Consider the following 13,213-nt stretch of genomic DNA (forward strand, 5'->3'; position numbering starts at 1 on the left):
AGGCATGGAGGCCAGCGACACCCCTATCGTGCGACCGGGTGGTTCGACCGCATCACCCCGGTCGGGTCGACCGCGTGCTTCACTGCGCGGAGCCGCTCGAGCCGTTCACCGAAGAGGCGCTCGGCGGCGAGCTCGTGCTCGGCGAAGTTCAGGTAGTCGAGCGGTGCACGCCACGGTTCGATGCGCGAGAACAGACGGCCGAGGGATGCCGCGAGCCCGGCTTCGGCGCCCGGCATCGCGATCCCGACCGCGAAGACGAGATAGTCGGCGTCGAAGCCGGCGGTCACGCCGGGCGTGGCCGAGCCGGTCTCCTCGGCGCGGGTCTCGGCGACCTCGGGCCGGAGGCCCGCCCCGATGTGGCGGATCTCGGCCGACAGGAGCGTGGTCGAGGCATCCGGACCCACGGCGGCCAGGAACGCACGCACCGCAGCCGGCGGCAACGCGGTGAGCAGCATGCCGTCGCCGTATCCGGGCGTCGGCCCGGGCGGGTCCATGTGCAACTGCAGCAGCTCCGCCGTCGGCTGCGGGTGCACGGTGTCGATCTCGGGGCCGAGCGCGCGCAGCGGCGCGAGCAGCTCGTCGACGCGCTCGGGCGACTCGAGGATCGCGGCCTCGACGACCACGAACGAGCGACCCGAGAGGAACGGGGGAAGGTCGGGCAGCGGCGGGAGCCGAAGCACCCGGCCGACCGAGGTCACGGAGTCGGGCACGTCGGCGGTCCAGGCGGCCCAGGCCTGCAGCACCTCCTCGGCGCGCTCGATGGGCCAGAACATCGTGCCGGCGATGACCTCGGGGATCTCGAAGAGCCGGAACTCGAGCGCCGTGACGACGCCGAAGTCGCCCCCGCCGCCCCGCAGCGCCCAGAACAGCTCGGGCTCGTGATCGTCGTCGACCCGGCGGCGCACGCCGTCGGCCGTGACGAGCTCGATCGCGACGACGTGGTTCGCGGCGACGCCGTAGGTGCGGGCGAGCCAGCTGATGCCGCCGCCGAGGGTGTATCCGACGACGCCGACATCGTGCGACGACCCGGCGAGCGCGGTCAGTCCGTGCGGAGCAACCGCGGCGACCACGTCGCCCCACTGGGCGCCGGGCTCGACCCGGGCGAGGCGCCGTTCGACGTCGACCTCGACGCCGCGCAGTTCGTGCGTGCGCAGCAGGATCGCATCCGCGAGGCCGTTGCCCGCAGCGAGCGGTCCGGCATTGTGGCCGGTGCCCTGCGGCGCCACGGCGAGGCCGAGGCGCTTCGCGACACGCACGGTGTGGGCGATGTCGGCGACGCTCGCGGCGACGACGACCGCGGCGGGCCGCTGGTCGACGGCGAGGTTCCATGCCGTGCGGGCCTCGTCCCAGCCGGGATCGGCGGGGGTCAGCACGCGGCCGGCGACGGTGGCAGCGAGGTTGGCGAGCGTCTCGCGCAGCGAGAGGTCGGTGTCGTCCTCGTGATACCGAGGCGCCTCGAGGATGTCGGTGACGACGGCGTCGACGGAGCGCTGCGCGGCGCGGTGCGCGGCAGCGGACACAGGGGTGTTCACAGTCAGGTTCCTTTCGGGGATTCGATCGCGGGCCGGGCGGCCGATGGCCGGTACTCGACGGCCGGGCGGAATCGCACGGCGCTCGCAACGAGATCCCATCCAATGCCCGGCGCCGATGCGCCGCGTCAGTGAGTCCCCTCCGATCGCGTCAGGGATAGCCCGCAGCGCCCGCGCGGCCGCCGCAGCCTGCGCCAGGGAGGGGCGGCGCGGCGGAATACCGGATTCCCCGCGGCGGTTGCCCACTGCGATGGACACTCAGCTGCGACTCTCGGTACTCGACCTCGTTCCCGTACGCTCGGGCCAGACGAGCAGGCAGGCGGTCGCGGCATCCGTTCGCCTCGCGAAGCTCGCCGACCGGCTCGGGTACGAGCGGTACTGGTTCGCCGAGCACCACAACATGCCGGCCGTCGCCTCGACGACCCCGCCCGTGCTGATCGCATCGATCGCGGCGCAGACCGAGCGCATCCGGGTCGGATCGGGCGGCGTGATGCTGCCGAACCACGCGCCGCTCGTCGTGGCCGAGCAGTTCGCGGCGCTCGAAGCGCTCGCACCCGGCCGCATCGACCTCGGCATCGGGCGTGCGCCGGGCAGCGACCCCGTGATCACACAGCTCCTGCGCATCTCGGGACCGACCGCCGAGGTCGATCGCTTCCCCGACCACATCACCGACATCCTGTCGCTGCTCTCGCCCGACGGCGCGACGCTGCGGCTCACGAGCGGGCGTGAGTACCCGATCACGGCGACGCCGGCGGCGACGGATGTCCCGACGCTGTGGCTGCTCGGATCGAGCGACTACTCGGCCCGCCTGGCCGCGTCGCTGGGCCTGCCGTACGTGTTCGCGAACCACTTCTCGGGTGACGGCCTCGAGCGCGCGCTCGAGCTGTACCGCACCGAGTACCGCGCGAGCGAGGCGCACCCTGCGCCCGAGACGTTCCTCACCGTGAACGCGTCGGTCGCGCCGACCGTCGAGGAGGCGCGGGCGCGAGCGCTCCCGCAGCTCCGGTCGATGGCACGGCTGCGCACCAACCGGCCGATGCGGCCGCTCGAGACCGTCGAGGAGGCGCAGTCGGCGCCCACCGACTCGATCGGCGACGAGGTCATCGCGACGATGGAGAAGCGCTGGATCATCGCGGACGCGGCGGGGGCCGCGACCGAGCTGCGCCGACTCGCGGTGCGCCACGGCATCGGCGAGATCATGGTGTCGCCCATCGGCGGGTCGTACGACGGCGAACCCACCGACGCGACACCGGGCCGGGAGCAGACCCTCGAGCTGCTCGCCGCTGAGCTTCCGCCGGTCGAGTAGCGGCGAACCCGCTTCAGGCTCGCTTCAGCGCAACCCCGCCAAGATGGGCGGCATCGGCCAAGATGGGTTCACCGGAAGGGAGTCCGCGGTGCGCCTGTTGGTCGTCGAAGACGAGGTTCGCCTCGCCGAGGGGCTGAAGCGCGGTCTCGAGGCCGAGGGGTTCGCCGTCGACGTCGCCGCCAACGGCACCGACGGGCTCTGGTTCGCGCGTGAGAACCGGTACGCCGTCGTGCTGCTCGACATCATGCTGCCCGGCATGAGCGGCTACACCGTGTGCCGCACGCTGCGCGACGAGGGCGACTGGACCCCCGTGCTCATGCTGACCGCGAAGAGCGGCGAGTGGGACCAGGTCGAGGCGCTCGACACCGGCGCCGACGACTACCTGACCAAGCCGTTCTCGTTCGCCGTGCTCGTCGCGCGAGTGCGCGCGCTCATCCGCCGCGGCTCGACGCCGCGCCCTGCAGTGCTCGAGGCGGGCGACCTCACGCTCGACCCCGCCACCCGCGCGGTACAGCGCGGCGACGTGTCGATCGACCTCACGACCCGCGAGTTCACCGTGCTCGAGTTCCTCATCCGCCGGGCGGGCGAGGTCGTGTCGAAGGCCCAGATCCTCGAGGGCGTGTGGGACTTCGACTTCGACGGCGACCCGAACATCGTCGAGGTCTACATCCGGCACCTGCGCAACAAGGTCGACCGGCCGTTCGGGCGCGCGAGCATCGAGACGCTTCGCGGGGCCGGCTATCGACTGGCGGTCGACGGTGGCTGACGCCACAGCCGGCGCCACCGCCGAAGCACCCCGCCGCCCCCGGCGCCGGCGAGGCGGCGTGCGCACGCGGATCACGCTCGTCGCGACCTCGGTCGTGGCCGTCGCCCTCGTGCTGGGCGCCGTCGGGTTCTGGTTCACGCTGCGAACGTCGCTCTACGACGGGCTTCGCAACGCCGCCGAGCAAGATGCCGCGGTGATCGCCGAGCGCATCGAATCCGACGGGCTCGGCTCGGTCTCGGAGCCCGATGAGCGTCTCGTGCAGGTCGTCGACGAGGCCGGCACCATCGTCTTCGCCAGTGAGGACGCCCCTGCCGCACCGGTCGCCGACGATGACGACGCCCCGCCGGTACGCGTCGACGGCGAGACGTTCCTCACCGCCGTCGAGAGCTTCAGCACCGATGCGGTCGACGGCATCGTGATCGTCGGGCGCGACACCGAGTCCGCCGACGAGACGCTTGCGACCGTCACCCGCCTGCTCTGGATCGCGGTGCCGCTCATCATCGTGCTCGTGGCGCTGACGTCGTGGATCATCGTCGGCCGGGCGCTCTCGCCCGTCGAGCGCATGCGACGCCAAGTCGACGGCGTGACCGCGAGCACGCTCGCCAAGCGCATCGACGAGCCACCGGTCGACGACGAGATCGGCCGGCTGGCGCACACCCTGAACGGCATGCTCGATCGCCTCGAGGCGGCGCAGGCGACCCAGCGGCGGTTCATCTCCGATGCCTCCCACGAGCTCAAGTCGCCGCTGGCGGCGCTCCGCCAATACGCCGAGGTCGCGCGCGCCCACCCCGAGCGCATCAGCCTCGACGAACTCGGCGACGCGGTGCTCGACGAGGGCGCCCGGCTCGAGCGCCTCGTGCAGGGCATGCTCGTGCTCGCCAACGCCGACGAGGGGGCCCTGCAGCTCGAACGCAGCGACGTCGATCTCGACGACCTGCTGCTCGACGAGGCCAAGCGCATGCGCAACGGGGCCGGGCTCACGGTCGACACGAGCGGCATCTCGGCCGCGCGCGTGCAGGGCGACCCCCGCCTGCTGCGCCAGCTCGTGCGCAACCTCGTCGACAACGCCGCCCGGCACGCCGCGACCGGAATCACCCTCACGGTCGCACCCGTCCCCGACGCGACATCCGTGGTGCTCACGGTCGGCGACGACGGCGACGGCATTCCGGTCGACGAACGCGAGCGCGTGTTCGAGCGGTTCGTGCGGCTCGACGACGCCCGCGCACGCGACACCGGCGGCAGCGGGCTCGGCCTCGCGATCGTGCGTGAGATCGTCGCGGCGCACGGCGGCTCGGTGCACGTCGACTCCGGCGCCGGCGAACCCGGCACGCGCATGGTCGTGACGCTCCCGGCGGCAGTCGGCTGACGCCGCGCCGGCTCGATCGACCCTCCCAACGGTTTCAGGCTGGGTTCAGCGATGCCGGGGCATGCTCATGGCAAGGCTTCGGCAACTCGACTTCGACCAGTCCGACCAAGGAGGACTCCATGAACAAGCGCACGATCTGGATCGGCTCTGCAGCCGGCGCCGCGGCGCTCGTACTCGGCGGCGCGGCCATCGCCTTCGCGACCCCGACCCCGTCGCCGTCAGGCAACGACGGAACCGACGCCGACGACCAGGTGCTCGTCGGATCCGACCTCGACCGGGCGAGCGAAGCCGCCCTCGCCGAGACTGGCGGCGGAACGGTCGTCGACTCCGAGGCCGACAGCGATGGCGACAGCGCCTACGAGGTCGAGGTGCTCCTCGACGACGGCACGGTCAAGGAGGTCGAGCTCGACGCCGACTTCACGTTCGTCCGCTTCGACGACGAGGGCGGCGGCTCGGATGACGGAGCCGGCGACGTCGACGACGACAGCGACGACGCCGCGGGCGAGGACTGACGCGCACTGCGGCGGCGCATCCCGTTCATCTCGCCGCACACTACGGATGCCCCGGGGCCGCGCCCGGGGCATCCGTTCGTCGGTACTCGGCGTCGGGCCGCTGCTCGACCTCAGGCCGCGAGGCCAAGGCGACGCAGATCCTGCGTCGACGCGTGGTACTCGTCGCCCGCGGCGATCGTCGTCTCGCGCGGCACGCGCGCGCCGTTCTGCACGCGCGCGTTCTCGCCGACCGTCGCATACGGGCCGATCACGGCGTTGCGGCCGATGACGGCGCGGCGACCGATGTGCGCGTTCACGCCGATGACGGCGCGTTCGGCGACGATGGCGTCGCCCTCGATCCAGGCGCCCGGACCGATCTGCGCCGCGCGCTGCACCTCGGCGCCCGGGTCGACGTAGGCTTTCGGGTCGACGAACGCGGTCGGGTCGACCTTCGCGGTCGTGGCCACGAGGCCGCGCCCGTTCACGTGCTTGCGGTAGCGACGCGTGATCCCGGCTTCGTCTTCGAACTCGACATAGCTGATGCCCACGTGCTCCTCCTTCCGGCGCGGTGGCTCCACGCCCGGACATATGTACAACATCGAAGCTGACCGGGGAATTCCCGGACATCGAGCGCGCGAGCTTCGCCCGATCGATGCCGTCCGGGCAGGAGCTCGCCGAGGCCGCAATGCGCCAGCCGTGACGGGGTGCATCAGCATCCAGTCGGGCATGCGAGTTAGGCTCTCCTAAGAACGGATGCCGCGTCGCGGGCCGTCCGCCAACCCCGACCCAGGCCAGCCTTGCCCGATTCCCCATTGCTCGACCTCCACCGCGTGCGCATCCGCCATGAGGGTGCGACGCGGGCGACGCCCGACGGGGTGACGCTGTCGATCTCGGCGGGCGAGGTCGTGCTGCTGCTCGGCCCTTCGGGGTGCGGCAAGTCGACACTCGCGCTCGCGCTCGACGGACTCGTACCGCATGCCGTGCCCGCCGAACTCGAGGGCACGGTGCGCGTCGCGGGGCTCGACACCCGCGATCACGGGGTCGGCGTGCTGAGCGAGCACGTGGCGATGGTGTTCCAGGATCCCGACGCGCAGGTGGTCACCGGCACCCTGCTCGACGAGGTCGCCTTCGGCCCCGAGAACCAGCTGGTGCCCGTCGACGAGGTGCTCGCACGCGCCGAGCGGGCGCTGAAGCTCGTCGGCCTGTGGGAGCGGCGCGACGAGAACCCCGATCGGCTGTCGGGCGGCGGGCGGCAGCGCCTCACCATCGCGTGCGCGCTCGCGATGGCCGCGCCGGTGCTCGTGCTCGACGAGCCCACCGCCAACCTCGACCCCGCCGGCATCGACGAGGTCTACGCCGTGCTGCGCGAGCTCGCGAGCGAGCGCGACCACGCCATCGTGCTCATCGAGCACAACCTCGACGCGGCCGTCGGCATCGTCGACCGGGTCGTCGTGCTCGACGCCGATGGCCACGTCACGATCGACGGGCCGGCGCAGCAGGTGCTGCGCGACCGCGCCGAAGACCTGCTCGCACTCGGCGTCTGGCTGCCGGTCTCGACGCTCGCCGCGATGCGGTTGCGTGACGCCGGCGTGACGCTCGACCCGCTGCCGATCACCCCCGCCGAACTCGCGGCGGCACTCGACGCCCAACCGACGCTCCCGGCCCCGCTGTCGGGAGCGGGGGCAACCCAGGCGGGCGAGCCGGCGATTCGGGTGCGCGGGCTCTCGGTGCGGCGGGGCGGGCGGCGGGGCCCGGTCGTCGTGCACGACGTCGACCTCGATGTCGTGAGGGGCGAGTTCGTGGCGATCGTCGGCACCAACGGTGCGGGAAAGACCTCGCTGCTGCAGGCGATCGCCGGCGTCATCCCGCCGCCGGTCGGAGCCGTCGACGTGCTCGGCCTCGATCCCGCCCGCGCCGATGCGCGCACGCTCTCGAGCCGCATCGGGTTCGTGTTCCAGAATCCCGAGCACCAGTTCGTCGCGCACAGTGTGTTCGGCGAGCTCGAGCTCGGCCTGCGCGTTCATGGCGTGCCCGAGGCCGACCGGTCCGAGGCCGCGCTGCGCTTGCTGCGCCGGTTCGGGCTCGAAGACCTGCGCGAGCAGCATCCGTTCCTGCTCTCGGGCGGACAGAAGCGCCGCCTCTCGGTCGGCACGGCGCTCATCGCGGGCGCGCCGGTGCTCGCCCTCGATGAACCGACGTTCGGCCAGGACCGCGAGCACGCCGCCGAACTGCTCGACATGCTCCGCGAACTCAACGACGAGGGCACGACCGTGCTGGTCATCACGCACGACCTGCAGCTCGTCGCCGACTACGCGACCCGCGTCGTCGTCATGCAGGACGGCCGCATCCTCGGCGCCGGCCCCACCGCAGAGGTGCTCGCCGGCCCGCTGATCGACGAGGCCGGACTGCGGCACCCGCCGCTCGCGAGGGCGACGCGCGGCCTTGCGAACCACCCCGATTGGCATGGCGTGAGCCGGATGTCCCAGCTCCCGCCCCCGGCCGAGGCCGCAGCATGAGGGCGCCGACGGCGAGCGAGGCCGCACCGACCGGGCCTGTTCCGACACCGGCACGCCCCCCGCGCCCGCGGCCCGACCCGTTCGCCGAGCAGCGCCCGGCACGGGGCATCCGGTTCCTGCACGCCCTCAACCCGCTCGCGAAGCTCGCCGGGCCGCTGCCGTTCATGATCGCGCTCGTGTTCACCCGGGGGTTCGCGATCCCGATCGCGTTCATCGTGCTCGTGATGGCGCTGCTGTTCGTCGGCGCACGGCTCACGTCGCGCGGGGCGCTCGCGCTCGTGCTCGGCACGCCGATCGCCGTGCTCGTGCTCGGCGTGACCTTCGGCGTCTGGGTCGACCCGTCGCGCATCGACGAGGCGAGTGCCGCGGCATCCGTCGTGGTCGTTGAGATCGGCGAGTGGCAGTTCACCCTCGCCGCCTATCTCGTGGGGCTCGCCACGTCGCTGCGCCTCGCGGCGCTGCTCCTGCTCTCGCTCATCGCGGGCCTCACGTCGACGGGGCCGGAGTTCGTCCGCGCGATGGTGCAGAACCTTCGAGTGCCCTACCGCATCGGCTACACGGCGCTCGCGGCGCTGCGCTTCGTGCCGCGGTTCGGGCACGAGCTCGAGGTGATCCGCGCCGCCCACCGGGTTCGCGGCACCGACACCCGCCGCGGACCGATCGCCGCGGTGCGCCGCGGCATCGGCTACTCGATCCCGCTGCTCGCGAGCGCGATCCGCCACGCCGAGCGCGTGGCACTGGCGATGGACGCCCGCGCGTTCGGCGCGCACGCCACCCGCACCGAGCGCATCCTGAGCCCGTGGCGGGTACGCGACACCGCGTTCGTCGTGGCCTTCTGGGCGGTCGGCGCCGGGGTGTACGCGGTGGCGCTGCAGCTCGGCGTCACGTCGTGAGCGCATGCGAAAGGCCGGACGGCCCTCGCCGCCCGGCCTTCGCCTCGAGGTTCGCCTCGACTACTCGGTGGCCTGCTCGGTGCCCTCGATCTCGACGAGGAACACGAGCGTCTGCCCGCCGAGCTCGTGCGCCGCGGGGTCGGTGCCGTAGGCGTACTCCGGCGGAATCGTGACGATGAGCTTCGTGCCGACCTTCTGGCCGACGAGCGCGGCGCCGAAGCCCTGGATGACGCCATCGGTCGGGAATGTCGCGGGCTCGCCGCGCGCATAGCTCTCGTCGAACACCTCGCCCGTGTCCCAGCTGATTCCCTTGTACTGCAGGGTGACGCTGTCGCCGGCCTGGACGGTGTCGCCGTCGCCCTCTTCGATCACGTGCATCTGCAGCTCGGTCGAGGGCTCGGCGTCGGGAATCGTGACCGTGGGCGACTCGCCCTCGGCACCGAACTCGACCTCGGGCACGTTCTCGGTCCACTCGGAGGGCGTCAGCGGCTCCTGAACCTCGACGACGTCCATGACGATGACGAGGGTCTCGCCGGGTGCGACCCCGATCGACTCGTTGCCGGTGTCGCCGTACAGCGTCTCGGCGGGAGCCACGGTGACGGTGCGCGAGCCGAGCGGCACGCAGTCGATGCCGGCGCGGAACGCCTCGAAGATCGCCTCGTCGCCGGCCGTGATCGTCGTGGGCTGCGAGAAGACGGTCTCGCCCGACGTGCCCGAGAACGCGGTCACGACGACGTTGATGGGGTCGCCCGCCACGGTCTCGTCGCCGTCGCCCTCGATGGCGATCGTGCGCTCGAGCCCGGTGGCCTCGACCGGGGTGGTGAAGGTCGCGGTCGGCGATCCGGCGAACTCGCCCTCGACGTTGACGCCCTCGCTCAGCGCGCCTGTGGCGACGTCCATGCACTCGACCGCCGCCGGGGTATCGGATGCCTCGGGAGGGGTGGCGCCGCCGGCACAGCCGGCGAGGAGGAGGGCTGCGGCTGAGGCGAGCGCGATGGGCGCGGCACGGCGCAGTGCACGATTCATGAGGGTGAGTCTCGATTCGATCGGAACAAGAATGCTGAAAGCAGGTCGTCCAAGTCTGCCCTGTTCGGCTTTCGATTGCCTGAATCCGGCCAAATCGTTGCCATCGGGGTCACAATGGGCGCATGGGGGATACGACGGGGGAACCTGATTTCGCCGAGGGGTTCGCGCCTGCCGCGACATCCTTCGCCGAGCTCGACGAACTGATCTGGAATCCGATCTCGACGGCCGTTGTGGCGCGAGCCCACCCGCGGTTCGACGAGCTCGTGCTCGACGCGTGCGCGCGTGACGGGGCATCCGCCCTCCCGACCTCCGAACTGGTGGGCATCGGTGGCCTCGTCGACGCGGTCGACCCGTCTGCCGAGCTCATCGAGATCGCGCGCGAGCGGGCGGGCGAGCGGATGCCTCAACTGCGGTTGCACGTCGCCGATCCGACCACCTGGGAGACGACCGGCTACGACCTCGTGCAGTGCGTGCTCGGGTTGGCGACGTTCCCCGACCTCGACGCGGGGGTGCAGCACCTGATCGAGCGGGCTCGGCCGGGCGGACGTGTGGCGATCACGGTCTGGGCGCATGGAGCCCTCGAGCCGCTGCCCGAGGTCCTCGCCGCCGCCCTGCCCGACGCCGGAGCAGACGCCGAGACCGATGCCGTGCACCCGCCTGAACTCGAGGAACTGCACACTGCGGGCACGCTCGCCCACTGGCTGACCGGACTCGGCCTCACCGGCGTGCGGGCCGAGGCCGTGCAGCGGCACGTCGACCTCACCGACGAGCTCGCCTGGACGCTCGTTCTGGGCACCGACCTGCGTGCCGGGCTCGGAGGCCTCGAGGGCGACGAGGCCGTCGCAGAAGTGCGCGAGCGGTACCTCCGAGAGCTCGCGCACCGCGAGGTGACCTCGGTCGACCTCACGACCCTCATCGCCGTCGGGCAGCGCCCCGAGGAGACCGAAGAACGGACCCACGGGAAGTGACCACCACTGCCCCCAGACGACGTCGAACGTCCACCCGCGCATCTGGATCGGACTGGCGATCCGGCTCGGTGGCGACCCGACGAAGTAGGCCGTCGACCACCTGTTCCTGCGCGCCTAGCGGGAATCGGGCCCGGTCGCCGCAGGACGCGACGGATCGTTCGACCACTGGCTCCATGAGCCGGGATACAGCGCGGCGTCGATGCCGGCGATCGCGAGCGACGCGACCGCGTGGGCCGCGGTGACGCCCGAACCGCAATAGGCGGCGACAGGATCGCCGACCTGCACTCCGAGGGCGGCGAATCGTTCGCGAAGCGCCTCGGGCGAGCGGAACCGGCCCGCTGCGTCGAGATCGTCGCCGCTCGGCGCCGACATCGCTCGGGGGATGTGTCCGGCTCGTGGGTCGATCGGCTCGATCTCGCCGCGGTATCGCTCTGCGGCTCGAGCGTCGATCAGCACACCGCGGCCGGCGACCTCGGCGACCTCGTCGATGCCGATGACCGGCATCGCTCCGAACCTCGCCGTCGTGTCGCCGCGCTCGGGGACGACATCGCCGGTCTCGAGCGCATGACCCGCCGTGCGCCAGCCGGCGAGGGCGCCGTCGAGCAGCCGCACATCGCCGAAGCCCGCGTGGCGCAACAGCCACCACGCCCGGGCCGCCGACTGGTTGCCGAGGTCGTCCATGACGACGACGGTGTCGCCGTCGCGCAGCCCCCACCGACGCATCGCCGCAGTGAAGTCCGCCTCGGCGGGAAGCGGATGCCGCCCCTCGCCCACCGCGTCATGATCGGCGAGTTCACGATCGAGATCGACGTAGACGGCACCGGGGACGTGCCCTGCGCGATAGGCCTCGGTGCCGTCGGGCGCGGCGAGCGACCAGCGCACGTCGAGCACGACCGTGCGTTCGCCGGCCGCGATGCGTGCGGCGAGGTCATCGGGCTGGATGAGGATGGGCATTCCCCCATCCTCGGCCACCGCGACGGGGTCACGCATCCCTACGCATCCCTACGCATCCCTGCCGTGCGGATCGCCGTCGGCGTGCCGCTCGCGCTTGCGCAGCTCGGGGATCGTGAGCTCGGGCACGGCGCGCTTCATGAACTCGTCGAAGTCGGGCACCGTGAACGCGGCGTAGCCGTGCTCGGGCGTGTAGAGCAGCCCCATGTCGATGAGCTCGGCGCGGGTCGGGCCGACCTGCGTCGACTCACGACCCAGCACGCGCGCGACGTCGGCGGCCTTCTGCGGCTCGGGGCCGAGCTCGGCCATGGCCCGCAGGTATGCGGTCTGCAGGGGGGTCGCGCGATCGAGGCGCACCCTGAAGAACGAGCCGTCGAGCTTCGCCTCATAAGCCTCCCGGGCGATCTCGACGTCGCTCCGGTGCACGCGGCCGGCGGTGGCGACGGCCCAGACCTGGTAGCCGAGCTCCTGGATGAAGTACGGGTATCCCTGCGTGATCTGCATGGCGAGGTCGATCGCGTCGTCGTCGAAGACGACGCCCTCGACGCGCGCGGGCTCGGTGAGCGCCGCGCGAGCGTCGTCGCCCGCCAGCGAGCCGATCACGGGGAACGTGAAGAGTCGCTCGGCGTACGACTTGGCGTCGCCCGCGAGCTCGGCGATCTGCGGCAGCCCCGACCCGACGAAGACGATCGGCAGTCTGCGCTGCACCGTCTTGTGCACGGCCTGGATGAGGGCCTCGAGCTGGGTTCGGCCGAGGAACTGCACCTCGTCGATGAGCAGCGCGACGCCGCGGTGCTGCTCGTCGGCCGCCTCGCCGAGCGCCACGAAGACGTCGGTGAGGTCCATCGAGAGGTCTCCGTGGTCGCCCTCGCCCTCGGCAGGCGGCACGTCCCACGAGACGCTGAAGGTGCCCTTCTGGTCGACCGAGACCGCGAAGGCGCTGAGCACCTCGGCGGCGCGGCGGCCGCGCTCGGTCCACCGCGCGCGAGGCGACAGGCGCAGCAAAGCCGATTTCAGCTGCGAGAACATCGTCTGCCGGAACCGGGCGTCGTCGTGCTTGCTGGCCTCGATCTCGACGACCTCCCACCCGGCCGCGCGCGCGATCTCGCCGAATCGGCCGAGCAGCACGGTCTTCCCGACGCCGCGCAGGCCGGTGATGATCATGGACTGCTCGGTTCGGTGTCGTTCGAGACGGCCCAGCAGCACGGTGAAGGCCTCGATCAGGTCGTCACGGCCGACGACGACCTCGGGAGCGGCACCCGCGTTCGGCGTGTACGGGTTGCTGATGCTGTCCATGTTCGCGAGTTTAGGAGTATTGGGGGAATTTATCGAGATTTCATAAAGTTGACTAAAAGCGACAACACCCGCCGATAGACTGGCTGGACGGAACGAGTGCGACCG

12 protein-coding genes are annotated in these 13,213 nt (G+C 71.8%); 7 read left to right on the forward strand and 5 right to left on the reverse strand.

The genetic code is table 11. The features are described 5' to 3' along the window. Nucleotides 1-23: 23 nt before the first annotated feature. Complete coding sequence (locus LSF15_RS12660; protein ID WP_232498906.1) at nt 24-1,532, reverse strand: FAD-binding oxidoreductase; 1,509 nt, start codon at nt 1,530-1,532, stop codon at nt 24-26. Nucleotides 1,533-1,779: 247 nt separating this feature from the next. Here LSF15_RS12660 and LSF15_RS12665 point away from each other — a divergent pair, with 247 nt between their 5' ends. The 4 genes from LSF15_RS12665 (at nt 1,780) to LSF15_RS12680 (ending at nt 5,479) form a co-directional block, all read left to right on the forward strand. Next, nucleotides 1,780-2,835, forward strand: a complete 1,056-nt coding sequence (locus LSF15_RS12665; protein ID WP_232498907.1) for an LLM class flavin-dependent oxidoreductase — start codon at nt 1,780-1,782, stop codon at nt 2,833-2,835. A gap of 88 nt (nt 2,836-2,923) precedes the next feature. Next, the gene (locus LSF15_RS12670) at nt 2,924-3,601 is read left to right on the forward strand and encodes a response regulator transcription factor (RefSeq protein ID WP_232499110.1); all 678 of its coding nucleotides are present in this window, start codon (nt 2,924-2,926) and stop codon (nt 3,599-3,601) included. Then, nucleotides 3,594-4,967, forward strand: coding sequence for an ATP-binding protein (locus LSF15_RS12675; protein WP_232498908.1), 1,374 nt, complete (start codon nt 3,594-3,596; stop codon nt 4,965-4,967). The genes LSF15_RS12670 and LSF15_RS12675 overlap by 8 nt, the downstream gene beginning before the upstream one ends. Before the next feature lie 119 nt (nt 4,968-5,086). Continuing rightward, complete coding sequence (locus LSF15_RS12680) at nt 5,087-5,479, forward strand: PepSY domain-containing protein (RefSeq protein ID WP_232498909.1); 393 nt, start codon at nt 5,087-5,089, stop codon at nt 5,477-5,479. A gap of 110 nt (nt 5,480-5,589) precedes the next feature. Here the strand turns inward: LSF15_RS12680 and LSF15_RS12685 are convergent, their stop codons facing one another. Further along, nucleotides 5,590-6,006, reverse strand: coding sequence for a transferase (locus LSF15_RS12685; RefSeq protein ID WP_232498910.1), 417 nt, complete (start codon nt 6,004-6,006; stop codon nt 5,590-5,592). A gap of 264 nt (nt 6,007-6,270) precedes the next feature. On the opposite strand from LSF15_RS12685, the gene LSF15_RS12690 reads away from it, so the two are divergent. Together LSF15_RS12690 and LSF15_RS12695 are read left to right on the forward strand one after the other, a co-directional pair. Beyond that, nucleotides 6,271-7,974 (forward strand): ABC transporter ATP-binding protein, encoded by a 1,704-nt coding sequence (locus LSF15_RS12690; RefSeq protein WP_232498911.1) that lies wholly within the window; start codon nt 6,271-6,273, stop codon nt 7,972-7,974. Next, nucleotides 7,971-8,867, forward strand: a complete 897-nt coding sequence (locus LSF15_RS12695; RefSeq protein ID WP_232498912.1) for an energy-coupling factor transporter transmembrane component T — start codon at nt 7,971-7,973, stop codon at nt 8,865-8,867. The genes LSF15_RS12690 and LSF15_RS12695 overlap by 4 nt, the downstream gene beginning before the upstream one ends. 60 nt (nt 8,868-8,927) lie before the next feature. On the opposite strand, the gene LSF15_RS12700 is transcribed toward LSF15_RS12695, so the two are convergent. Continuing rightward, nucleotides 8,928-9,893 carry an FKBP-type peptidyl-prolyl cis-trans isomerase gene (locus tag LSF15_RS12700; RefSeq protein ID WP_232498913.1) on the reverse strand — a complete coding sequence of 322 codons (966 nt, stop codon included), beginning with the start codon at nt 9,891-9,893 and terminating at the stop codon, nt 8,928-8,930. A gap of 122 nt (nt 9,894-10,015) precedes the next feature. Here LSF15_RS12700 and LSF15_RS12705 point away from each other — a divergent pair, with 122 nt between their 5' ends. Further along, complete coding sequence (locus LSF15_RS12705; RefSeq protein WP_232498914.1) at nt 10,016-10,861, forward strand: class I SAM-dependent methyltransferase; 846 nt, start codon at nt 10,016-10,018, stop codon at nt 10,859-10,861. A gap of 114 nt (nt 10,862-10,975) precedes the next feature. Here LSF15_RS12705 and LSF15_RS12710 read toward each other — a convergent pair whose 3' ends face one another. Continuing rightward, the gene (locus tag LSF15_RS12710; protein WP_232498915.1) at nt 10,976-11,815 is read right to left on the reverse strand and encodes a sulfurtransferase; all 840 of its coding nucleotides are present in this window, start codon (nt 11,813-11,815) and stop codon (nt 10,976-10,978) included. 48 nt (nt 11,816-11,863) lie between these two features. Beyond that, entirely contained in the window at nt 11,864-13,108 is a 1,245-nt protein-coding gene (locus tag LSF15_RS12715; RefSeq protein WP_232498916.1) for an ATP-binding protein, read from the reverse strand. Between the last annotated feature and the right edge of the window lie 105 nt (nt 13,109-13,213).

Source organism: Agromyces humatus (genome assembly GCF_021228295.1).
GTDB classification, from domain to species: Bacteria; Actinomycetota; Actinomycetes; order Actinomycetales; family Microbacteriaceae; genus Agromyces; species Agromyces humatus.